Here is a 24,329-nt window from a genome sequence, read left to right on the forward strand (position 1 = left end):
GAGAATGGATCGAGCAGAGAGGAGCAGAGTGGAGGCTGATTGTTGAACACCCAAGCCGAAGCTGACCACATGCTTCGGCTTTTTTGATTAGATTTTTCCTCTTGTCTTTTCCTCTTTGTTCCTCTTTTCCGTTCTCCTCCCCGATTCGAAGGAGGAAAATGGATTGATTTATCCCACATATGAAGAAGTGATCAGGCTAAAGCAAGATTTTTCCATGATTCCCATTTGCAAAACGATTGTCGACGATACGGAAACACCCATTTCCCTATTCCACCGTTTTCCGCAAGCCCCCTATTCCTTTTTGTTTGAAAGCGTTGAAGGTGAACAGAAGTTTGCCCGTTATTCTTTTATGGGGACAGATCCCTTCCGCATTTTAATTGGAAAAGATGGAAGGTATACCGTGATGGATGGCAAGACCCGTTTGTCACTACAGGCAAAAGACCCACTTGATGCTTTACAGTGGTGTTTAAGTTCTGTTCGTACACCCCGCTATGCCGATTACCCTCCTTTTTTGGGCGGAGCCGTTGGTTATATCAGCTACGAGGCGATTCGTTATTTTGAACCGGTGTTGGCTACTTCGCCATTAAAAGGAGAAGGGACGGGAGCCTATGATATTCACTTGATGTTTTATGATCGTCTACTGATTTATGACCATCTGAAACGGCATATTATTCTGGTCAAAAATATCTCCATTCATGATCAGAGTGAACAAGCGTTGAAAGCACAATATCAGCAAACCATTCATGAATTGGAAAGCTGGTATCAAGAGTTAAAGAAAGCGACCTATCAACTTTCAATCCTGCAACCTTCTGTGAATCCAGATCTTAAGGCGAACGGTACACGTTCCAATGTGACCAAGGAAAGATATATCGAGATGGTCAAACAGGCACAAAATCACATTGCTTGCGGGGATATTTTTCAGGTTGTACTTTCGCAGCGCTGGACATGGGAGCAGGCTCCATCCCCGATGACGGTGTATCGGATCTTGCGGCAGCTTAATCCGTCCCCTTATATGTACTATTTAAAATTGCAGGATGAAACGATTGTGGGTACGTCACCTGAGCTTTTGGTTCAAGTGAATGATCGGATGGTACATACCCGTCCAATTGCCGGCTCACGCCCGCGGGGGAAAAATCCGCAGGAAGATGAAGCGCTGATCAAGGACCTGCTCCAGGATGAAAAAGAGATCGCCGAGCATGTGATGCTGGTTGATTTGGGACGAAATGATGTTGGGCGGGTAGCTCGCTATGGAACGGTACGTGTCACGGAGCAAATGATCATCGAGAAATATTCCCATATCATGCATTTGGTTTCCCATGTGATCGGGGAGCTGAAACCGGAATGTAGCCCACTGGATGCGGTACGAGCCTGTTTTCCGGCTGGAACGGTGTCAGGTGCACCCAAAATTCGGGCGATGGAAATCATTGCAGAGCTGGAACCAGAACCACGGGGGGTTTATGCAGGAGCGATCGGCTATTTCAGTTTCGATGGGAATGTGGATACCTGTATTGCGATTCGGACCATTTATTTTCGGAACGGGCGTGCCTATGTGCAAGCAGGTGGAGGAATTGTCGCCGACTCGTTACCTGAAAATGAATATATGGAGTCTGTCAATAAGGCGAAAGCGATGATGAAAGCTTTGGAAATGGCAAGGCAAATGGAACAAATGGGGAGTGAACAGCATGATTCAGGACAAATTGTTGAAAGTATTGGAAGGTAAAGACTTATCGCGAAATGAGGCATTCACTTTCATGAATCTGATGATGAAAGGGGACATGACACCGGCACAAGTGGCAGCTTTATTGACTGCACTCAAGATGAAGGGAGAGACGGTGGAGGAGTTAGTCGGATTTGCAGAGGGGATGCGTGCCCATGCCCGCACACTTCCACCTATGCATTCAAACACGGTGGATACATGTGGAACAGGCGGTGATGGCAAGTATACCTTTAATATTTCCACTGCTGCAGCTTTAGTCGCTTCTGCCGCAGGGGCTTCTGTAGCCAAACATGGAAATCGCTCGGTTTCCAGTAAAAGTGGCAGCGCTGATGTGTTGGAACAGTTGGGCGTCAATATTTATTTGTCAACGGAAGAGGCCTATGATTTATTGTCTGAAACCGGCTTTTGCTTTTTGTTTGCCCCTTTGTTCCATGAATCGATGCGACATGTGATGCCGACACGGAAAGAACTGGGATTTCGGACTTGCTTTAATTTGCTGGGGCCGCTGGTGAATCCGTTTCAGGTAAAGGTGCAGTTGGTTGGGGTTTATGATGCATCTTTAACAGAAACTGTGGCGAACGTGTTAGCAGAACTTGGAAGCGAACGGGTATTGGTTGTGGCAGGACTTGACGGTTTGGACGAGATTTCGATTGCTGGCCCTACACGGATCAGTGAACTCAAAGATGGAAAAATCCAAACCTATGAGTTGACACCTGAAGACGTTCAATTAACCACACGGACCCATCCTGCCATATATACACGAGATGCGAAAGAAAGTGCCCAGCAGATTCACGCTGTATTGGATGGGGTGCCAGGAGCAGCACGCGATATTGTTCTCTTCAATGCAGGAGCGGTGCTGTATGTCGCAGGGCTTGCTTCAAATATAAAGGATGGAGTGAAACTGGCTGCCGATATGATTGATAGCGGGAAAGCCAAACAGAAACTGAATGAAGTGATTCATCAATCGTGGGAGGTTAAACATGCATATTCTTGATCGGATTGTTGAAGTGAAAAAGCAAGAGTTAGGGCAGTTATCCTATACGGAAAAAGATTGGGAACAAGCTCGTCGACTTCCTGCCGGTCTATCGTTGGCTGAAGCGCTTACCGCATCACCCACGCTATCGATTATAGCGGAAATCAAACCGGCCTCTCCAGTCAAAGGAGTCATTCGTTCTGAAGTGGATCCCGTGACCATTGCCAAAGGATACGAACAGGCAGGGGCGGCAGCGATTTCTGTTTTGACTGACTCTTCCTTCTTTCGGGCCAATCGGGAAAATTTAGTCAGAGCAAAACAGGCGATCCATATTCCCGTATTGCGTAAAGATTTTATCATTGATCCGCGGCAAGTGCTGGAAAGCAAGCTCTTGGGTGCTGATGCGATCTTGCTGATTGCTACCATTCTCACGCGAGAAGAATTGCTCTCGCTTACACGGCTGGCACATGAATTAAACATGGAGGTCCTTGTAGAAGTTTATGATGAATCGGAATTGGAAAGAGCACTGGATTGCCAACCGGATGTGCTGGGGATCAATAATCGGAATTTGACCGATTTTACTGTCGATATTGAAAATACGGAGAAGATTTTCTCCCAGATCGAGGCATTTATTCCTGTGATTAGTGAAAGTGGGATTTTGTCGATTGAAGATGCCAAGCGAGTTGCCCAAATCGGAGTCGATGGAGTTTTGATTGGAGAATATTTCATGCGCCACAATCGTCCAGAAGAAGCAGTTCGGCAAATGATAGGTGAGCTGACATGAGACCAACTCAAATCAAGTTGTGTGGTTTTCGAAAGGCAGAGGATATCCGAAAAATCCAGGGAATACCGGTTGATGCAGTGGGATTTATTTTGGTGCCGGGTCGTAAGCGAACGGTCGATGAAAGGGAGTTGCCCCGTTTGCTCGCTGAGGCACCGAAAGAGGCGAAGACGGTGGGAGTTTTTCTGAATCCGACCCTCCATGAAGTAGCCAAATGGCTGCAAATTGCATCTTTTGATGCCATACAGTTGCATGGAACCGAATCCCCACTCTTTTGCCATTGGATCAAAAAGAGGTTTTCGGTACAGGTGATCAAAACGTTCCATCCTACGGAGGAGAATTTCCAGGAACAGATTGAAGCCTATCAATCGGTCATCGATATCGCCTTATTGGATCATGCACGCGGGGGGACAGGAACGACCTATGACTGGAACTTGATTCCTGCTTTTCAAGAGGCATGTCAAAAACGAAACATTCCTCTGTGGGTAGCGGGTGGGATTACGCCAGAGAATGTAAGAGATCTGGTGGAACAGGTGCAACCGGATGGCATAGATGTATCGAGCGGAATCGAAACCAATGGATATAAGGATGAAGCCAAAATCAGAACATTAGTAGAAAGAGTGAGACAATATGAATCCATACACACGTGATCGCTTTGGCGAATACGGTGGACGATTTGTAGCGGAAACATTGATGAATGCCCTCTTTGAAGTGGAACAGGCCTTTTATAAGGCAGTGGAAGATGAGCAATTCCATAAAGAATTAAAGCAGCTTTATGTTCATTATTCCGGTCGTCCGACTCCCCTCACTTTTGCTGAGCGGCTCACAGAATATGCAGGTGGGGCCAGGATTTACCTGAAGCGGGAGGATCTGAATCATACGGGGGCACATAAGATCAATAACACACTGGGACAAGCCCTGTTGGCGAAACGAATGGGTAAAAAGAAGCTGATCGCCGAAACTGGAGCTGGTCAACATGGAGTTGCGACAGCGACGGTAGCCGCTTTATTGGGGATGGAGTGCCAGGTATATATGGGGGCAGAAGATGTGAAACGGCAACAGTTGAACGTGTTTCGGATGGAACTGTTGGGAGCAGAGGTGATTCCCGTCCATTCAGGATCACGGACACTCAAGGATGCCACGAATGAAGCTTTGCGCCAATGGGTGGCCCAAGTGGAAGAAGCCTTTTATCTGATTGGTTCTGTGGTCGGACCGCATCCTTATCCACAGATGGTGAAGTATTTTCAGCGGGTAATCGGAGATGAAGCCAGGGAGCAATGTTTGCAAAAAGAAGGGCGGCTCCCTGATGATGTGGTGGCTTGTGTGGGCGGTGGCAGCAATGCGATGGGGATGTTTGCCGCTTTTCTGGAAGATGAACAAGTCCGGTTACATGGAGTGGAAGCAGGGGGGAAAGGGTTGGATACTCCTTACCATGCTGCTACCTTAAGTAAAGGTCGCCCGGGTGTTTTGCACGGTGCCTATACTTATTTGTTGCAGGATGCATTTGGACAAATCAAGCCGGCTCATTCCATTTCCGCCGGTTTGGATTATCCAGGGGTAGGACCTGAACATGCTTTTCTAAAAGACAGTCAGCGTGTTCGCTATACAGCCATCACCGACCAGGAGGCATTGGAAGCGGTGTCGCTCTTGTGTCGTTACGAAGGCATCCTGCCTGCATTGGAATCGGCTCATGCCATAGCGGAAGCACTGAAATTGGCAAGCCAGCGAACGAAAGAGGAAGTGATTTTGGTTTGTCTGTCCGGACGTGGCGATAAAGATGTGGAAACCATTCGATCTTATATGGAGGAGAAACAATCATGAATCGACTGCAAATGGCCTTTGAACACAATCAACCCCCTCGTCTGATTCCCTTTATCATGACAGGCGATCCTTGCCTGGAAGCAACCGTCGATTTACTTTTGGAGCTGGAAAAGGTGGGGGTAACAGCGATTGAACTCGGAGTTCCTTTTTCAGATCCCACGGCAGATGGCCCCGTCATTCAGGCAGCGAGTGAACGAGCCCTCGGACAGGGAGTCACCTGTCATGATGTGTTGCAAGTAGGAAAAATGGCACGACAAAAAGGATGTAAAACACCGCTCATTTTATTTTCATATCTCAATCCGTTACTCCAGTATGGATTGGAGAAAATCGTACAGGAAGCAAGTGAGATTGGATTTGATGGACTGATTGTACCGGATTTGCCCTATGAAGAAAGTGAAACTTTAAATCAACAATGCAAACAATACCATCTTCCCTTGATTCGCTTTGTCGCTCCTACCTCCAAACAGCGAATGAAGAAAATCGCCCATGATGCCCAAGGTTTTTTGTATTGCATTTCTTCTTTGGGCACAACGGGTGTCCGGCAGGCCTTTGACCGTCGGGTGGAAACTTTTTTGCAAGAAGTGAAAGAATTAAGCAAGATTCCGATTGCGATTGGATTTGGCATTTCGAAACGGGAACATGTCGACTACTTTTCACAATTTGCAGATGCGGTGATTGTGGGAAGTGCACTGGTCAAAAAGATCGAGGAACGAAGCGAGAAGCTGGTCCATCCAGCGTCACGTCCATCTGCCCTGCAAGAAATCATAACGTTTGTCAAAGAACTAAGAAAATAGTATGATAAAAGATAAAAAACTGAGAGGAAAATGGAGCATGAAAGCAAAAGCATCCATACAAGGATTGGAACCTTACCAACCAGGAAAATCACTAGAAGAAGTTAAACGTGAACTTGGATTGACACAAGTCATCAAGTTGGCTTCCAATGAAAATCCATATGGTTGTTCTTCTCGTGTTTTTGAAGCTTTGGAAACGATGAAGAATCGGCTTCATTTTTATCCTGATGGATCCGCCAGAGAACTGAAAGAAAAACTGGCGGATCATTTGGAAGTGGACGAGCGGCGACTGATTCTGGGAAATGGGTCCGATGAGGTGATTCAAATCCTCTGTCGTACTTTTCTGGAACCAGGTTCGGAGTCGGTCATGGCTGATCTGACTTTCTCCCGCTATGAGGCAGGTGTGCGTATTGAAGGGGCAACTCCGGTAAAAGTTCCTTTAAAAGAAGGAACCCATGACCTTGAAGCCATGCTTGCAGCGATCACAGACCAAACCCGGATTGTCTGGATTTGCAATCCCAATAATCCGACCGGGACGATCGTCAGTCATGAAGCATTAAGCGATTTTCTGGATCGGATACCCGAACATGTGTTGGTTGTTCTCGATGAAGCTTACCATGAATACGTAACGGATCCCTCTTACCCTGATTCGATTTCCCTGCTGGATTATAATCCACAGATTGTGATCCTGCGTACCTTTTCCAAGATTTACGGGCTTGCCAGTTTTCGGATCGGTTATGGTATTACCCATCCCGATCTCATACGGGAAATGGAGCGTGTCCGTGAACCTTTCAATGTCAATGGCCTGGCACAGCAAGCGGCAATCGCGGCATTGGAAGATCAAAGCTTTATTACATATTGTCGAATGCAAAATCGTCGGGGTATTGATCAGATTACCAGGAAATTGGAAGAGTTAGGATTGGAATATTTCCCGGCGCATGGCAATTTCGTTTTCTTTGATGCCAAAATCCCGGGAGAAGAAGTATTTCAATTTTTGCTGAGAAAAGGTTTGATCGTGCGAACGGGGTTTGGCCCGACGAATGTTCGGATCACTGTAGGGAAAGAAGAAGAAAATGACCAGTTGCTCCAAGCTTTGGAAGAATTAATCATCAGCAAACGAGGGTTGGCAAGCAATGTGTGAAACCGTAGCAATTTTAGGCGTTGGTTTGATTGGAGGTTCTTTGGCACTCAGTTTTAAGGAACGTACCTGCCTAAGAGTGATTGGCTTTGACCTTTATGAGGAAGATCTGGCCTTTGCCAAAGCGGCTGGGGCGATTGACGAAGGATATACCAAACTGCTTCCTGCTGTACAGGATGCCGATTATATTTTCATTGCCCTTCCTGTGGACAAAATCAAGCAAGCGATTCACAGTTTGACAGAGCTGCCACTGAAGCCGAATGTCATGATCAGTGATGTGGGAAGTACAAAAGCGGAAATCGTTCAAAAAGGCAGAGCTTTAAATCAACAAGGGATCACCTTTATTGGTGGACATCCGATGGCTGGATCACACCGATCCGGTTTTAAGGCAGCACATTCCCTTCTTTTTGAAAATGCGTACTATGTCTTGACTCCTGATCCCGATACTCCCAACGAATCGGTCGAACAACTGCGTCAGCTGATTGAAAAAGCCACCAAGGCACAAGTGGTGCTGATGGATGCAGAAGAACATGATCGCGTCGTTGGAGCGATTAGCCATTTACCCCATATCATTGCCTCTGGTCTCGTGTATCAAGTCGGGAAATACAGTGAAGAAAATGAATGGTTTCATCGGCTTGCCGCTGGAGGATTTCGCGATCTGACAAGGATCGCTTCCAGTCATCCGATCATGTGGCGAGATATTTTGCTCAGCAATGTACGGGAATTGGTTCCCTTGATGGATGATTGGATTGAGCAGATGAAGGAGTTTCAGTTGGCGATTATTCGGAGAGATGCGGAGAAAATCGAGCATCTGTTTGATCGGGCCCGGCGTTTGCGGGATCAACTGCCAGACCGAAAGAAAGGAATCATTGTCCGTACGTATGCCTGTTATCTGGATGTACCCGATCGTCCGGGAGTCATTGCCGACATCGCTACTCATCTGGCTAATGAAGAAATTAACTTGAGTAATATTGGTGTCTTGGAAAATAGAGAAGATGCTCCGGGAATATTGCAGCTGACCTTCCGTCAGGAAGAAGATTATCGGCGTGCTGTGCAGTGTTTGCGTAGCAAAGGGTATATTGTGTTTACGAATGATGAAAAGGAAGAAAAAGACCTGGTATCTGTTAAATAAAGAATATCCCGGCATGGGACGGGGTGAAGATACATCTCTGAATTCCAGGAATCCCTTGGCTTCAGCCGTCAGAAGTGTCCATGACACAGATTCTTTTTTGGGAGAAATTAGAAAATTCCATTGACTATGTTTCTCTTTCCCGATTATAATTATTGGTACAGTATGCTTTCTCTCCACTCCTGTTCGTTTCCATCGAGAACCGTTCGAGCCAGAACGGTTCTTTTTTTATCGCTCGATTCATACCCTCTGTTAAGGGGGTTGTCTATGTTTAAACGAGAGTATATATGGTTAGGAATAGAAGCTTTTTTTGTCTTGATGGCCATGATCCTATTGAAGATCTGGATTTTTCCGTTCTTTATTTCCATATGGTTTCCAACGGGTGATCTGTCCAGTCAAATGTTCACTTGGACGATGCTGATCATGGCCGTTATGACTTGTTTCATTTATTTGGGACTTGGCTCACAGGCCAAATATCTGTATCGTTTATCCCATTCAGAAGCAATCTTCTTTTTCCTTCTGTTTCACTTGCTCTTTTATCTGCCGAACCCTTATCTGGAAAGTGTTCAAATCCATTGGCTTCGTCTGGGCGGGGATCTCATCTTCCTTTTCTCTCTGCAACCGGTCCCATTTTCGCTTCAGTGGGTCGTATTCTTCTACCTGCTCTTTTTTCAGATAGGGAGATCGATTCAGGTTTTAGAAAATCAAAAAGGGCGAAGGGGGAACTGGTTACGAAGTGAAATAGAGAGGATGAGAAGTTAGGGGTTAAAAATGGAGACTTTGTCAACCATGAAAGAAAACTTCCCTGCATCATCCTTTCAGAAAAGTGATACTTGAGTCAATGGAGGCAGATCAGCCAGGATCGGCTTTTTTATTATATAAAAACCGGCATGTAAAACGGTAACGATGTTAACAGGCTGAAATACTGTGCAAAGTTTGGTGTTATATTAAAACAGTAGTGAATGGATGGAAACCAATCGCGTGTATATAAACCCTTTTAGAACCACAGGTAGAGCCAAAAACACCTGTTGTGGTTCTTTTTTTGTGACCCGTTTTATGGAAAGATATCCCTTGGGGGCGATGAGATGTTCACGGATTTCAGACCAGTGGATGATCGACCGGTATATATCCAAGTGAAGGAATACCTCAAACGGATGATTACAAAAGGCATACTGCAGGCGGACCAAAAACTCCCATCGACACGTGAACTGAGCACTTTATTGCATGTCAGCCGAAATACGGTCATTACGGCATATGCGGATTTGGAGGAAGAAGGGCTTATCTATACCGTGAAAGGAAAAGGAAGTTTTGTTTCACGGTCCAAGATTGTAACCACCTCATCTTATCGATTGGATTGGCGGCAAAAAATCAATGATAAAGCGCGAATGGCTGAAGAAATGGATTTGATGAAACACGGGATCCGCTGGGAAAAAGGCATGATCTCTTTCACCAGCATCGCACCAGACGAAAAACTTTTTGATCTGTCCAACTTCAAACGGGCCTTTCTAGATCGGATTTCCATCGAGGGTGAGATCCTCCTGAACTATGGGTATGCAAAAGGCTACAAGCCATTGATGGAGTATTTGCTGCGTTATATGGAAAACAAAGGGGTTGACCTGACAGGTAAAGACATCTTGATTACCAATGGATTTACTGAAGGATTTGATATGATCGTATCTGCCTTAAGCAGGGAAAACGCCAGCGTCATCTGTGAGAATCCGACCCATCATACTGCAATGAAGATCCTTAGGCTAAATGGATTTGAACCTGTGGGTATTGAGATGGAACAAGATGGCATCCATCTTGAAAAATTAAGGCGAGCATTGTCAGAGCAACTGTTTTGTTTTGCCTATCTGATTCCTTCTTATCATAATCCGACTGGCATAGTCATGTCCCCCGAAAAAAGAATGGCGGTCTTGAATCTCTTCGCCAAGTATCAAGTTCCTATTATCGAAGATGGATTTAACGAGGAATTACGGTATTCCGGATCCCATGTAGCCCCTTTAATTGCATGTGCCGGAAAAGGAAACAGCGTGATCTATCTCGGCAGTTTTTCCAAAATTCTTTTTCCTGGCATTCGGGTAGGATGGATTCTCGCTGACAAAGATTTGATTGATTATCTGGAAAGCATCAAGAGAGCCCGCACCATCCATACATCCACTCTGGATCAAGCTGTACTTTATCAATACCTGCACAATGGCAACTTCGAGAAATACCTGAAAAAAGCCAGATCCGTGTATAAGCGAAAATACGAATTGGCCGTTCGGTGTTGTAAAGAATTTATTCCGTTAAAACGGATGACAGGGGATGGCGGTCTTCATCTCTTCATCGAACTGGAGGAAAACATCCATGCAAGAGAGGTACTCAAGGACTGTTATTCCAAAGGTGTCGTGTTTACACCAGGGGATATTTTTTTCACGGATCAAGGAGGACATCATACCCTGCGGCTTGGCTTCTCCAGAGTGTCTGATGAGGAGATGGTGAAAGGGATCAAGCTGATTGGCGAGTCCGTGAAAAAATGCATGAGGGAGGTTTGACGATGAAAGTTGGCGTGATTATGGGAGGCGTTTCTTCGGAAAGAGAAGTATCCCTGATGACAGGCAGGGAAATCATCGCTCATTTGGACAAGAAGAAGTATGACGTCTATCCCATTGAAATCCAAAGCAAAAATGAACTGATTGAAAAGGTAAAAGGGATGGACGTGGCACTGCTTGCTCTACATGGAAAGTATGGTGAAGATGGAACGGTGCAAGGTACGCTCGAAACACTTGGAATTCCTTATACGGGTTCAGGAGTATTGGCAAGCAGTTTGTGCATGAACAAGGATATGTCGAAAAAGATTTTCCGTTTTGAAGGAATTCCTACTCCGGATTGGATTTATCTGGAGAATATGGATGACCGACCTTTGGAAGAGATTGAACGGTTGGGTTATCCTGTTGTCGTGAAGCCGAATTCGGGGGGGTCAAGTATCGGAATCCAAATCGCAAATACCAAAGACGAATTGATATTGGCTGTTCAGGAAGCTTTTCGTTGGGATGATGAAGTCATCATTGAACAGTATATCCAGGGCGATGAGATTACCTGTGCGGTTTTGAATGGAGAACTGTTGCCCATTGTGTCCATTCGACCCCGTGCGGATTTTTTCGACTATACGTCAAAATATGATGATGGTGGAGCCGATGAACAGGTTATTGAGTTGCCACATGATATCTATGAACGAGTTCGAGATGCTGCATTAACTTGTTATAAGGCCATGAAGTGCAGTGTATATGCCCGGATCGATATGATGGTGAAGGATGGTATTCCTTATGTGATGGAAGTCAATTCGCTACCGGGATTGACCAAAAACAGTCTTCTTCCGAAAAGTGCCCAGGCAGCCGGAATCTCATTTAGCCAATTGTTGGACTTGATTATTGAATCTTCTCTTAACAAAAAAAGAGAAAATAAATAAGGCCAATGCCCGGAGCAGGCGTTGAATCTGTCACTCCAGGGACTTTTAAAATGACATCTTGAAGCGCAGCGATCCATGGTGTTCGCATGTGCTTTTTTTATTATTTTAAAAATAGGCAGGAATACCCTAAATCCCTTGAGCAGACCTACGGTTTCTGGTTTTAGAAAAAAGGTTGTTGTCAATCATTTTCTTGTTCATCATATTTGTGTATGCTAGGTTAAGAATATTACCATTGAAAATAGGGAATAGAAAAGGAATTGCGAACAACCGGCGATCCAGGAAGGGAGGGTTAGGAAAAAAGAAATGAATTGGCAAGAACAAACGGATGATATGCAAAATGAAACCCAAAGGGACTATGAAAGGAAAGAAGAACGACCCATGGACATTCCTTCTTATTTCATTGAATTGGTACATCCAGCTTATCAAGATATTTGCATTCAATTGGTGAAGTCAGGGGTTCCACTTCCACAAATCGGTTATGAGTTTGAGCAGGATGGCAGAGTTCTGGGTCAGGCGGAATTGGCGTGGCCCAAACAGAAAATCTGTGTCCTTACCCAAGAACAGAGAGAACATCAAGAGGCTATTGAGAAGCTCGGCTGGCTGGTATGGGATTTGCAGGTATATTCATCAGAAGTGGATCAGCCAAAGCCCATTGACTCGATCGATTGGCATAAAGCATGGAAAGAAATCGTTGAAATGAAAGAAAGGGAAGCTAAAGTAAAAAATTCGTGGGTAGTCTCGTTGGATGGAGGAAAGTATCGGCTTGAAGAGCATCATGATGGCAGTATTCATGTAGATCGAATCGATCAGGAAAGTCCGGTCGTTCCCAAACTCTTCTATTTACGAATGATTCATCAGCGAAAATGGGATATATCCTTATATGATTGGAAAGGAAGACCCAAAGATACCGAGACATTGGGAAGAGAAATAATCCGAAAACTGAAAGAACGGGGTATTTAAAGAAAAGCAGTTACCCTATTTAGATAGCTAACAATCTGACAGCAGTAGAAAAAAAGAGGAGAGAGGGGAAAGCATGGGGATTGTTGCTATTCAGGATACATTTTTGGATTCATTTTCGCAGTTGCCGAAAACGGAGCAGATTCGAGCCAAAAAAGTGATTGATGCGTTACGGGGGAGCGAACGGAATCAATTGAAAATCGAGCGCATGAAAGGCTCATTGGATCCAAAAGTACATATGATTCGTGTTAGCCCTTTTTATAGGATGATCGTGGTTCGGCCCGAGCATGAGGATGTTACATTGCTGGTTTGGATCGACCGGGATGAAGAAGCTTATCGCTGGGCACAGAGAAAACGGTTTGTGATTAATAAATATACAGGTTCTTTGCAAATGTGGACCAGCATTGATACGGTTCCTGAGATTAACGAAAAACCGGGTTTATTTGCCAATTATACCGATCATCAATTATTACGACTGGGTGTCCCGGAAGATCAGCTCTCTCTTTTGCGATCCGTGACGACCGAACAAGAGTTCCGTAAATATAAGCGTGACCTGCCGATCGATGCTTTTGAAAATCTGGCTCGTCTGTTAAATGGAACTCCCTATGAAAAAGTGTTGGAATCCGTTTTGGAATATAAAGAGCTTGAACGGGCTTTCTCGTTTGAAAAGGCTGTGACAAGTGGACATTCCAGCCGACACATTGCTGTCATTACAGATGATGAAATACTGAAAGTGATGTTAGACAAGCCTTTTGAGCGATGGCGAACTTTTTTGCATCCAGATCAAAGAGAATTGGTTGAAAAAGATTATAAAGGTCCCGTTCGGGTATTGGGTGGGGCCGGTACGGGAAAAACGGTGGTTGTCATGCATCGGGCTCAACAATTGGTCAGTAAAAAGCTGAAGCCGGATGACCGTGTTTTGGTGACGACCTATACCCCGATTTTGGCCAACCATATTCGAAGTGTATTATCGACGATGTGTACGGAAGAAGAGATGGAGCGGGTCGATGTGCTCCCCATTGATCAACTTGCCAAGCAAATCGTGGAAAAAGTGTATGACATCACAGTAAAAATGGTCGACAAAGAGGATGCACGGGTCAAATCACTCTGGAAGGAAGCGGCTCAAAACTTTGGATGGGCCGAAGAAGATCTGGCCTTTCTAAAAAGCGAATATCACTGGGTCATCCAGCAAGGTGGAGCAGAAACCTGGCAAGAATACTTGAGTACTTCCAGAACAGGGAGGAAAAAACGCATCTCTCGGGCACAAAAGAAAAAAGTTTGGGATACAGCCATGTGGTTCCGGCAAAAGATGGAGGAAAAAGGACTGTATGAATCGGTGGATGTGCTCCGAAAAGCGCGCATTTGGTTGGAAGAAAATCCAGACCGTTACACATATCGCTATCGATCAGCCATCATTGATGAAGCGCAGGATTTTCATCCAGAAGCATTTAAATTGATTCGTGCGTTAGTGCCGGAAAATGAGAATGATCTGTTTATTGTCGGGGATGCTCACCAAAGAATCTATTCGCGGCAAGTGGTCTTGAGTAAATGCGGAATCCATGTTCGTGGCAAGCGTTCCAAGCGCCTCACGGTGAATTACCGGACGACAGAGGAGATCAGGGAAAAGGCGATTGAGGTGATTAACTTTACGGTAGATGGCCTGGATGGCGATACAGATGATGGGATTGATATTTCCCTGTTATCAGGAGTGAAGCCCGAAATCAAAAACTTTGCCCATGCCAATGAAGAAAAAGAATTTGTGGTGGACAAGGTGAAAGAACTGTTGGAGGAAGATTTGAAACCAAACGAAATCGCTGTTCTTGCCCGTTTTGATCACACGGTGGATAGTTATATGAAAGCCTTTGGCGAGCAACGGATTGAGTCACAAAAAATTGCGAGTGATACAGTCGCATTGGGAAACCCGTCAGCGGTGATTTGTGGAACAATGCACAGTTGCAAAGGACTGGAGTTTCGGGTCGTTTTTCTGGTGGAAGCCAATGAAGAAGTGATTCCGCCCGAATGGGAACTGGATTCATTGGAGGATGAAGATGACAAAAAAGAGTTAATCAAACTGGAACGTTCGCTCATCTATGTCGCCATCACACGGGCACGGGATCGGGTATTTATTACTTCGTTTGGATCACCATCCAAACTGTTGGTAAAAGATCATAAACAAGCAGAAGCGAAAAAAATGGAAGAAAAGAATGACAGCGAAACAGCAAAGGGAGAAGAACGGCAGAAAGTGGTTTCATCAGTCTCGAAGGAAAAGTTGCTGGATCAAGTCATGAATTGTTCCCCCGCTTTTTTTGAACAATTGGTGATTGATTTACTCATAAAGATGGGTTATGGAGGTTCTGGAACCCAGGCTGGACTTCACGTGGGAGGAGCAGGAGACGAAGGGATTGATGGGATCATTTTGGAAGATCCTTTAGGTTTGCATAAAATTTATGTACAGGCGAAAAGATGGAAGAATCCGGTCGGGCGTCCTGAGATCCAAATGTTTGTGGGAGCATTGATGGGAAAAAATGCAGAAAGAGGTGTATTCATAACCACATCTCACTTTACCGCTCCGGCGAAGCGGTATGTTAAACATGTACCACAAAATATTGTGCTGATCGATGGCAAACAGTTGGTGGAACTCATGATGCAGTATGATATCGGGGTGGGTGTGCAGGAGAGCAAGCTGGAGCTGGTCAAGTAAATCATATGAATGGGTGAAATATGGATCGACTGAGGGGTTCCTTTTCTGACAGGAAACGGAATCGGAACCCCGACACCCAAACAGGCCCTTTTGGCAAGAACCTGTTTGACGGGGAGTTTTTCAGCCTGAAGAGGTCTATCTTCTCCGACAATCGTCCAAAATAGTAACAACTTGAAGAGAAGGGAAGATGGGCCGATGAGAATGGCTGATTGGCTTACATATACAGATATTGAACAACTGAAAAGACTCAATCAGTATTACGGTTGTCAGGCAGATGAACATTCCAAACATGATTTAATCTGCTCTTTGTTACGGCATATCCACCAAAAAAGTTTATTGCAAAAGATCATCAATGAATTGACTCCTGCTGAATACCGTTTTTTACAATTGCTTGTTTTGGATAACCATCCCTCATTTACAATGGAAGAGCTTCTTGCAAAAGGACGGGCCGCTTTAAATGGTGAACCAGGGGAACCACGCTCGTTTGTCGTTGGTGCATTAAAAAAGGGATGGCTATTTCCAGGATATTCGTTACAAACACAGTATCTCTATCATGTCCCATTTGATACCCGTGAAAAGATGATTGAGCTTCTTCTGGAGCCATATCAGCAGGAACGAAGGGAGCAACCGTCTTTTTATCGTGATGAAGAAATGCAAATCGTATATGATTTATACCATTTTCTTGAATTTATAAAGAAAGAAGTCGTCCGATTGACGCATGATGGGGCTATTTATAAACAACAGCAACGGCAATTGTTTCAATCTTTCTTCATTACTGAAGAACCTATTTCTGAAAAGGGGCCACGTTTTGGCTTTGGACGACGTTATCATTTATATCCAGATCGTTTTTCGCTGATTTATGATTATGCTTATTATCAAGGATATTTTGCTGAAGAAGATGGATATTTAAGTTTATCAGAAACTGGTTTCGGGAAAATAACTAGAACAATAGATGAGAATGAAGCCAAGAATTTATATCGTTTTTGGATTCGTCTGTATCGTAAGCCCATCCACCATCTTCCCATATTGATTCGTTGGATCGGGCTCCTTGCTCATCCAGGCTGGTTTCCGCTTGATCGATTGTATTCGATTTTAAAGCCATGGCTGACACCTTTTTACTATGAAACACCGGAATCTTTATTTCAAAAGATGATGCGGATGTTGTGTCATTTGGGTGTGGTACGCCTGGGAAATGAAGACGGCCGAAATTTTGTCTCCTTGACACAGGCAGGTTGCAAATGGATGCATGGTATTTCCGCGTTTCGTGAGAAGGTGATCGAAGACGGCTTTATAAGAATCGTGAATGAAGATAGGGCTTGAAAGCAGGAACGGTTAGCTCCTTGTCGAATTCATATATACGCAGATATATAAAAATGGTAAATATTGTGATCTATCTGCGTATCCTATTGATAAATAGATGAAATATTCCCCCAGTGTGATGGGTAGGAGGGACAGGGCTAATGGGCAACAGCATAACCGTTTCTGAGAAAAAGGAGTTTATCGAGTGGTTTTTGGATCACTATGAACTCCAGAAAAAGGGTGCAGCGTTTCTGCTCAGATACCTATCCTCTGATGAAAAACTGCTCAAAAAGGTCCATTTTGTGGAAAATGTGCGTTATTTATGGAAATCGTTAATTATTTCGACGAAATGTTCAAATATGCCTCCCTTTCGTTTTATTAAGAACAAACGTGTTGATTCAGATGTAGAAACCGCTTTCTTTGACATTAAGTTCTCTCCTGATGAGGATATTTATATTGGGCTTTATTTCAAGGACAGAAATACCTGTCCGGAATATGCCGCGGTATTGGAGGGGAATCCCATGGAAAAACAGGACTTAGTGCAAGACAAGTTACTGAGTCTGTTCGCGGAGATACTTCTCGATCAAGCGGTACTCGATTTTCAAGAGAAACAGCTATATAAAAAAATTGATGATGCACTGGCAACTGGAGACAGAGAAGCGTTTTTACAACTCAGCGAACAATGGCGGAAAATGCTAGAATTAAAAGAATAGATCAGGTATAATTGGCTCGGCACATGCCGAGTTTTTTTATGATGAGAAAAGGGATGAGTATCATGCGATGGACAGAGATCAAGCAAAATGAATGGGAACAGTTGGCACCCTATGTCGATACATTATGTTTACCGATTTACTCTTTTGATCTGACAGAAAAGAAATGGAACCGCAGACAAGCGGAAATCATTGAGCAGATTGCCCAGCGCTTCGAAAAGCGATTGATGGGACGGGTATTGCTTTTACCAGCAATTTCCTATATGGGCAAGGATGCGGAAATTTTCTCTTCTTACCTCAATGAAGTGATTCAGGAGCTGGCGGGTTTTTCTTTTCACTATTTGGTTATGGTTGCAGATGGAAAGAGTAATTATATAAGGAAAGAGCAATTGCCTGATTGTTCTCCTATGCAAGTGCTTGTTCATGAGATCACAGAAGCGGAAGAGTGGAATGAAGAACAAATGGATCAGGAAATAATGGATTTGTATAATAAAACAATCAATTTATGGCAAACTAACACGTAAATGGTAACTGGTGTCAAAATATTGTCGGTATATGGTCACATGTATTTTCTTGACTTTCGCTTCATGCTTTCGTTAATATGAAAGATGTCCTAGTAAGAGGTTTGTATTTTTTTTGTTGTTCTAGCAAGCAAAAGGTTCCGGTTATTGAAAGTGGACGGTTGCTGTATAGAGGGAGGTCGGAAGTGTCGTGAGTAAAAAAGTTTCCCGCCGTAAATTTTTGACCTATATGCTAGGTGGGACAGCTGGTTTCCTCGGTGCGGGCCTACTCTTTCCAATGGTACGCTTCGCCGTTGATCCGGTTATGAAAAAAGGCGGCGGTGTCGGCTTTGTCGATGTGGGCATGCGTGTCAGTGAGATTACGGATCGCCCCAAAGCAGTGCAATTCAAAGTCCATCGGAAAGATGGTTGGTATCAGCCCGAAGAGGGAGAACTGTTAACTGCATGGGTTATGAAAGATGAAAAGGGTCAGGTTGTTGCGCTATCTCCGGTATGCAAACACTTGGGTTGTACAGTCAACTGGGATAGCAACCCGCAGTTTAAAAACCAATTCTTCTGTCCTTGTCACTTTGGTCGTTATTACAAAGACGGTACAAACGTCCCAGGTACTCCCCCATCCAAACCATTAGACAAGTATCAAATCAAAATCGAAAATGACCGATTACTGATTGGTCCAGTAAATAAGGCTTAATGTAGCTATTGATTGGAGGTGTAGCACGATGCTGCGCGCCATTTATGATTGGGTGGATGAGCGTTTGGATATCACGCCGATTTGGCGTGACGTGGCAGACCACGAAGTACCTGAGCACGTGAACCCAGCCCACCATTTCTCGGCGTTTATTTATTGCTTTGGTGGACTGACATTCTTCGTGGTTGTGATCCAGATTCTTTCTGGGATGTTTTTGGCACTTTATTATGTACCGGATATTGTAAACGCTCATCCGAGTGTCAGCTATTTGCAAAATGAATTGGCAATGGGGGCTATTGTTCGCGGAATGCATCACTGGGGTGCAAGTGTAGCGATCGTCATGCTATTCTTGCATACTTTGCGTGTATTCTTTACAGGATCCTATAAACACCCCCGCGAGTTTAACTGGATTGTTGGAATGCTTATTTTCTTGGTAATGATTGGGCTTGGATTTACGGGTTATCTCTTGCCATGGGACAACAAGGCATACTTTGCGACCAAAGTAGGTGTAGAAATTGCTGCATCTGTACCTTTTGTAGGAAAATACATCGCAACGTTCCTGCAAGGTGGAGATATCGTTGGAGCGGTAACACTTGAGCGTTTCTTTGCTCTACATGTGTTCTTCCTCCCAGCATTGCTCTTTATGTTACTGGCTGTTCACTTTATTTTAATTCGTCGTCAGGGCATCTCTGGCCCACTATAAGGTCTACGCGTGAGGAGGGATCCACATGGCTCATAATCCAGAAGGAAACCGTAAACAAGTCCACTACGTGGGAGACTCGCGCGTTCGTGCAGACCGTCCGAAGTTGTATCCCCCGGACTACTCGGAGTTTCCTGGTAAAACTGAAGCCTTTATTCCAGACTTTCTGTTAAAAGAATGGATGGTGGCGGCTGTATTCCTGGTCGGTTTCATGACTCTGGTCATGTCGGAATTACCACCACTAGGAGAAAAGGCTGACCCCACCAATACAAGCTTTTTGCCAGTGCCTGACTGGTACTTCTTATTCCTTTATCAATTGTTAAAATATAAATGGGCATCTGGTCCATACGTTGTAATCGGTACTGTGATCCTGCCGGGGATTGCAGGAGCAGCACTCTTGCTTGCACCTTGGTTAGACCGTAGTAAAGAGCGCCGTCCACATAAACGTCCTGTTGCTACAGGATTAATGATTGTTACGATTATCGCAATTTGCGCATTGACATGGGCTGCAGAAGCAGAGCACGAAAAACAACTCGAATCTGCACCGGGTAGAAAGCCGAAAGAGGCAAAAGTGATTGCTGCAGATGAGAGAGGATACCAACTCTATAAACAAAGTGCATGTATCAAGTGTCATGGTGACCAGCTGCAAGGTGTAAACGGTCCTCACTTGATTGGGGTTGGTAACAAACCGGGCATGTCTGCAGAGAAAATCATTGAGATCATGAATAATGGTCGTGGTATGATGCCTGCAGGTATGTTCCAAGGTTCGAAAGAAGATCAAAAAGTCTTGGCCGAGTGGCTTATGAAACAAAAGCAAAAATAATACCATACTTACGAAGCCTGGTTGTATGTTCGCAGCCAGGCTTTTACATCATGGAAAGCGTGGGATGCACGGTGAAGATGACAAGTTGGCGGCAAATGTTTATGATGCTGCTGACGATTTTAAATCAGCGCTGGTGTTTGTGGGCTTTATTCATCGTCAATTTGTTAGGCTCGATTTATGGATTTTATTGGTATAAAAACCAGTTGGCTGTTACCCCTACCCACTTCCTCATTTTTGTTCCTGACAGTCCAACAGCGTCAAGTGCATTTACCATTGTTCTGTTGCTGTATCTGCTAAATAGAAAAAGCCCCTTGATGGAAGCTTTTGCAGCAATTACCCTGTTTAAATATGGCATTTGGGCAGTAGTGATGATTGTCTGGGGAGGAATCCTGGACCAGCAACCTTTTTTGCAAGCACTCACCTGGCAGCATTGGATGCTTGTTTTTTCTCATTTGGGGATGGCTGCACAAGCACTTTTATATGCACCTGTTTACTCCTATCAATTGAAAGAGATTGGGATCGTAGCCGGTTGGACTTTACTGAATGATGCAATGGATTATAGCTTCGATATTCACCCCTGGTTGCATCCGGAACTGGAACTGTATCAGCCATATGTGGCGATTTTTACCGTATGTTTGAGCCTGGTCAGCATTTTTCTAGTGGCATCCTTACAGAAAATGCAAGGAAAGTACATACTGTTTTCAAAGATATCGAAATAATCTCTGGATCACCCACAGAATATAAGTAATTCCCTGCTCATCAACATAAGCAGGGAATTTTTTAAGATGGAATATAAATACACACGATTTGATATGAGCGTCGTTTGGTAGAATACAAATTGGCCGATATATCTTTTTATTTTTTGAATTTTATGTTAAATAATCCGCTTACTGATGACATGCAGGAGTTCTATTCCTTCATGGATGGATACGGGCTCTGATTGCTGGATGTATACCATTTTTTTAAAAAAACAAATATTAATTATTAACATATTCAGTACATCCCTATTATTATATAATTAATAATAAATATAATATAATATATTTCCAGTTTCTTGATGGAACCGTGATATGCCGGTTTTCCTTTTCCGGTTTTTAGAATAGACAGGGAGGTGGATGGAGAATGGATCCATCAATTGTTCGCGAAATTCATCAAATTGTTCCTGAAAATCGTGTTTTCCTCGATCTCCAGGAACGTTATTCTTATAGTTATGATGCATCCTTTGGTGAATATTTGCCAGATATTGTGATTCAACCACAAAGTGCGTTAGAGATAAGCAAATTGGTAAAGTTGGCTAACCAACACCGGATTCCGGTTTACCCACGTGGTTCAGCTACCTCATTGAGTGGTGGTTCTCTTCCCGTCCATGGTGGGATGGTACTGGATATGTCGCAATTGAAACAGAAATGCATCATCGATCGTGAAAATCTGCTGGCGATCGTTTCTCCTGGTGTAACCACGGCGGAAATTCATCGAAAAGCAGAAGAAGCCGGACTGTTTTATCCTCCAGATCCAAGCAGCTCACACATTTCAACAATTGGTGGCAACTTGCTGGAAAATTCGAGCGGTCCAAAAGGTTTGAAGTATGGAACAACCAAGGAGTATGTGATTGGTCTTGAGGTCGTAACTCCAACAGGTGAGATTGTCCGAACAGGTGGAAAAACCGTAAAAAATGTAACGGGTTATGATCTGACTCGCCTCATTGTCGGCTCAGAAGGAACACTGGCCATTGTGACGGAGGCGATTCTGCGTCTGATTCCAAAACCGCCTGCACGTAAAACGATGTATGCTACGTTTGCAGAGTTTGTCACTTCAGGTGTGGCGATTACCAATATATTATCGCAAGGGATTTTGCCTGCAGCGATGGAGATGCTGGATCAGCAGTGCATTCGGGCTGTGGAAAATTTCAAGCCAATCGGATTGCCGACGGATGCGGAGGCGATGGTGATCATTGAGGTAGATGGCCATCCGTTGGCGGTCGATGAAGAAATTGAACGTTGTGCTCAAGTGTGCAAGGAAGCGGGCGCTACTTCAGTACACATTGCCCGCGATGAGCAGGAAAGAGACAAAATTTGGCAAGCTCGAAAAAATGTCTCGCCTGCGTTGGCGCAAGTAGGACCGACCAAGATTTCGGAAGATGCGACTGTACCACGCAATCAAATTCCAGCGATGATGAACCGTTTAAGGGAGATTCGTGAAAAGTATCAGCTCAATTTATTTGTTTTTGGACATGCCGGGGATGGAAATCTGCATCCAACGATTATCACCGACAAGCAAAATAAAGAAGAAATGAAACGAGTGGAAGATGCTGTCAGTGAAATTTTCGAAGCGGCCATTTCATTGGGAGGAACCTTGTCTGGAGAGCATGGGATCGGAATTATGAAATCGCCTTATATGGAGATGGAATTGGGTGAAGAAGGGCTTCGGCTGATGAAATTGATCAAAGACGCATGGGATCCAAATCATATCCTGAATCCAGGGAAAATTTTCCCCCAACCAGGACAGACCAAGGTGGTGCTGACGGATGAATGATTCACAGGTTGAGCGTCTTAGAAAAAATACGTATCAGGAAACAAACCAATGCATTCAATGTGGTTATTGTCTGCCGGCTTGTCCCACCTATGTCTCGATGGGAAAAGAATCTGCTTCCCCACGGGGACGGATTAACCTGGTAAAATTGGCTGCTGAAGGAAAAATCGATATCAGGGAGCATTTGGCAGAACCGATTGATCTTTGTTTGGGTTGTCGGGCCTGTGAAGTGGTTTGTCCTGTCAATGTTCCCTATGGTCATATTTTGGAGCAGGCAAAGGAAGCGATCACAGCAGCAGAAAGCCAAGAAGATGCTCCAGCCATGACCAAGATCAAATCTTTTCTGTTACGCCATCTGTTTCCGTATCCTTCGCGGATGCGGTTCATTGGCAATTTGGCCTGGGTTTATCAGAAGTCAGGTTTTTCCCGCTTTCTAAAACGCACCCGCTTCCTGGAACGAATTTCCCCAGTACTGGACCAATGGGAAAAAACCCTTCCTCCATTATCACCTCCTAAAAAAAGAGTTCAATGGGGAGAAGTGTTTCCTGCAAAAGGAGAAACAAAAGCAAAAGTGGCTTTTTTTACTGGCTGTATAACCGATGCCTTGCTCTATCGGACCAATCGGTTGACCATCCATCTCCTCACATTGGTCGGTTGTGAAGTGGTGATTCCAGCACAACAGAACTGTTGTGGTGCCCTCTTTTCACATCAGGGTATGACAGAAGAGGCCAAAAAATTGGCTCGGGCCAATATCGAAGCTTTTGAAAAGAGTGGAGCCGATTATTATGTCAACAATGCGGGTGGCTGTGGTGCGATGTTACGGGAATACGATCAACTGTTTAAAGATGAACCGGAGTGGCAGGAAAGGGCGAAGCGCTTTGTCCAGGCGGTACGGGATATTAGTGAGCTGTTGGTTCAATTTGGTCCGCTGCCTTTTCAAAAAGAATGGAAAGGCATCATCACCTATCAGGATTCCTGTCATTTGCGCAATGTCCAGAAAGTTATCAATGAACCCAGACAGTTATTGCAATCGGTTCCGGGAGCTACTTACGTGGAACTGAAGAGTGCGGATCAATGTTGTGGTTCTGGAGGCATTTATAATTTGCTCCACTTTCAGGAATCGATGAAAATACTGGATGTGAAGATGAAAGATATTGAGGAAACACAAGCGACGACCATTGTAACAACGAATCCTGGCTGCTATTTACAAATGCGCCTGGGCGTAGAGAGAATGGGAGCAGGCGACTCCATTCAAACCCTTCATCTGGTGGAACTGTTGGCAAAGGTATGTGGAGTCGAAGAATGAAAGAGAAAAGGTGACCACCTTTTATTTCAGAAAAGTTTAAGGTTATAATCATTTGGGAGTAGACAGAGGTCAGCATTTACGGATGAACTCGCCAATTTGCAAAAGCAGGCGAGAATATCCCTGACTCCAGATCTGTGCATTGCGGACTGTTGACAAGCCCGGTTCCTTTTCCGGTTGAACGACTTCCTGCCCGTTTTTTTATTGAGCGGTAATGAAATGGAAAAAAAACGGCTGATTACCCATATCTTTTTGGCTGGCTTCGGGGCTCTTCTCTCTCCCATAGCTAATCGCTTC

22 protein-coding genes are annotated in these 24,329 nt (G+C 44.4%); all 22 read left to right on the plus strand.

From position 1 onward, the window contains the following. Positions 1 to 163 precede the first annotated feature (163 nt). Positions 164 to 1,720, plus strand: a complete 1,557-nt coding sequence (gene trpE, locus BMZ78_RS12770) for an anthranilate synthase component I (RefSeq protein WP_245739854.1) — start codon at positions 164 to 166, stop codon at positions 1,718 to 1,720. Then, positions 1,683 to 2,711 carry an anthranilate phosphoribosyltransferase gene (gene trpD / locus BMZ78_RS12775; protein WP_093230823.1) on the plus strand — a complete coding sequence of 343 codons (1,029 nt, stop codon included), beginning with the start codon at positions 1,683 to 1,685 and terminating at the stop codon, positions 2,709 to 2,711. Before trpE ends, trpD begins: the two co-directional genes overlap by 38 nt. After that, on the plus strand, positions 2,698 to 3,474 hold the full coding sequence (gene trpC / locus BMZ78_RS12780; RefSeq protein ID WP_093230824.1) for an indole-3-glycerol phosphate synthase TrpC: 777 nt from the start codon (positions 2,698 to 2,700) through the stop codon (positions 3,472 to 3,474). The genes trpD and trpC overlap by 14 nt, the downstream gene beginning before the upstream one ends. After that, entirely contained in the window at positions 3,471 to 4,121 is a 651-nt protein-coding gene (locus BMZ78_RS12785; protein WP_093230826.1) for a phosphoribosylanthranilate isomerase, read from the plus strand. Before trpC ends, BMZ78_RS12785 begins: the two co-directional genes overlap by 4 nt. After that, positions 4,102 to 5,292: a tryptophan synthase subunit beta gene (gene trpB / locus BMZ78_RS12790; RefSeq protein WP_093230828.1), complete on the plus strand. Its 1,191-nt coding sequence runs from the start codon at positions 4,102 to 4,104 to the stop codon at positions 5,290 to 5,292. Before BMZ78_RS12785 ends, trpB begins: the two co-directional genes overlap by 20 nt. Next, a complete protein-coding gene (gene trpA / locus BMZ78_RS12795) occupies positions 5,289 to 6,086 on the plus strand; it encodes a tryptophan synthase subunit alpha (protein WP_093230829.1) in 798 nt (265 codons plus the stop codon). Before trpB ends, trpA begins: the two co-directional genes overlap by 4 nt. Before the next feature lie 37 nt (positions 6,087 to 6,123). Then, on the plus strand, positions 6,124 to 7,224 hold the full coding sequence (gene hisC / locus BMZ78_RS12800) for a histidinol-phosphate transaminase (RefSeq protein WP_093230874.1): 1,101 nt from the start codon (positions 6,124 to 6,126) through the stop codon (positions 7,222 to 7,224). Further along, positions 7,217 to 8,353, plus strand: a complete 1,137-nt coding sequence (locus BMZ78_RS12805; protein ID WP_093230830.1) for a prephenate dehydrogenase — start codon at positions 7,217 to 7,219, stop codon at positions 8,351 to 8,353. The genes hisC and BMZ78_RS12805 overlap by 8 nt, the downstream gene beginning before the upstream one ends. A 264-nt stretch (positions 8,354 to 8,617) precedes the next feature. Next, on the plus strand, positions 8,618 to 9,112 hold the full coding sequence (locus tag BMZ78_RS12810) for a hypothetical protein (RefSeq protein ID WP_093230832.1): 495 nt from the start codon (positions 8,618 to 8,620) through the stop codon (positions 9,110 to 9,112). 323 nt (positions 9,113 to 9,435) lie between these two features. Then, positions 9,436 to 10,887 carry a MocR-like pyridoxine biosynthesis transcription factor PdxR gene (gene pdxR / locus BMZ78_RS12815; protein WP_093230833.1) on the plus strand — a complete coding sequence of 484 codons (1,452 nt, stop codon included), beginning with the start codon at positions 9,436 to 9,438 and terminating at the stop codon, positions 10,885 to 10,887. A gap of 2 nt (positions 10,888 to 10,889) precedes the next feature. Continuing rightward, on the plus strand, positions 10,890 to 11,801 hold the full coding sequence (locus BMZ78_RS12820; RefSeq protein WP_093230834.1) for a D-alanine--D-alanine ligase: 912 nt from the start codon (positions 10,890 to 10,892) through the stop codon (positions 11,799 to 11,801). A 303-nt stretch (positions 11,802 to 12,104) separates the two neighbouring features. Then, on the plus strand, positions 12,105 to 12,761 hold the full coding sequence (locus tag BMZ78_RS12825; RefSeq protein ID WP_093230835.1) for a hypothetical protein: 657 nt from the start codon (positions 12,105 to 12,107) through the stop codon (positions 12,759 to 12,761). A 73-nt stretch (positions 12,762 to 12,834) separates the two neighbouring features. Then, positions 12,835 to 15,459, plus strand: coding sequence for a restriction endonuclease (locus tag BMZ78_RS12830; protein WP_093230836.1), 2,625 nt, complete (start codon positions 12,835 to 12,837; stop codon positions 15,457 to 15,459). Between the two features lie 195 nt (positions 15,460 to 15,654). Next, positions 15,655 to 16,779 (plus strand): hypothetical protein, encoded by a 1,125-nt coding sequence (locus tag BMZ78_RS12835; protein WP_093230837.1) that lies wholly within the window; start codon positions 15,655 to 15,657, stop codon positions 16,777 to 16,779. A gap of 140 nt (positions 16,780 to 16,919) precedes the next feature. Then, entirely contained in the window at positions 16,920 to 17,471 is a 552-nt protein-coding gene (locus tag BMZ78_RS12840; protein ID WP_093230838.1) for a YpiB family protein, read from the plus strand. Positions 17,472 to 17,533: 62 nt separating this feature from the next. Further along, on the plus strand, positions 17,534 to 17,992 hold the full coding sequence (locus tag BMZ78_RS12845) for a DUF2487 family protein (protein ID WP_175482462.1): 459 nt from the start codon (positions 17,534 to 17,536) through the stop codon (positions 17,990 to 17,992). Positions 17,993 to 18,218: 226 nt separating this feature from the next. Beyond that, positions 18,219 to 18,680 (plus strand): QcrA and Rieske domain-containing protein, encoded by a 462-nt coding sequence (locus BMZ78_RS12850; RefSeq protein WP_093230875.1) that lies wholly within the window; start codon positions 18,219 to 18,221, stop codon positions 18,678 to 18,680. Positions 18,681 to 18,708: 28 nt separating this feature from the next. Next, positions 18,709 to 19,380, plus strand: a complete 672-nt coding sequence (gene qcrB, locus BMZ78_RS12855; RefSeq protein WP_093230840.1) for a menaquinol-cytochrome c reductase cytochrome b subunit — start codon at positions 18,709 to 18,711, stop codon at positions 19,378 to 19,380. A gap of 25 nt (positions 19,381 to 19,405) precedes the next feature. Then, complete coding sequence (locus tag BMZ78_RS12860; RefSeq protein ID WP_093230841.1) at positions 19,406 to 20,200, plus strand: menaquinol-cytochrome c reductase cytochrome b/c subunit; 795 nt, start codon at positions 19,406 to 19,408, stop codon at positions 20,198 to 20,200. 77 nt (positions 20,201 to 20,277) lie between these two features. Next, complete coding sequence (locus tag BMZ78_RS12865) at positions 20,278 to 20,919, plus strand: DUF1405 domain-containing protein (protein ID WP_245739855.1); 642 nt, start codon at positions 20,278 to 20,280, stop codon at positions 20,917 to 20,919. Between the two features lie 403 nt (positions 20,920 to 21,322). Continuing rightward, positions 21,323 to 22,732, plus strand: a complete 1,410-nt coding sequence (locus BMZ78_RS12870) for an FAD-binding oxidoreductase (RefSeq protein ID WP_093230842.1) — start codon at positions 21,323 to 21,325, stop codon at positions 22,730 to 22,732. Then, complete coding sequence (locus BMZ78_RS12875; protein ID WP_093230843.1) at positions 22,725 to 24,035, plus strand: (Fe-S)-binding protein; 1,311 nt, start codon at positions 22,725 to 22,727, stop codon at positions 24,033 to 24,035. Before BMZ78_RS12870 ends, BMZ78_RS12875 begins: the two co-directional genes overlap by 8 nt. The last annotated feature ends 294 nt before the right edge of the window (positions 24,036 to 24,329 follow it).

The sequence above is a fragment of the Thermoflavimicrobium dichotomicum genome (assembly GCF_900114055.1).
GTDB classification, from domain to species: domain Bacteria; phylum Bacillota; class Bacilli; order Thermoactinomycetales; family Thermoactinomycetaceae; genus Thermoflavimicrobium; species Thermoflavimicrobium dichotomicum.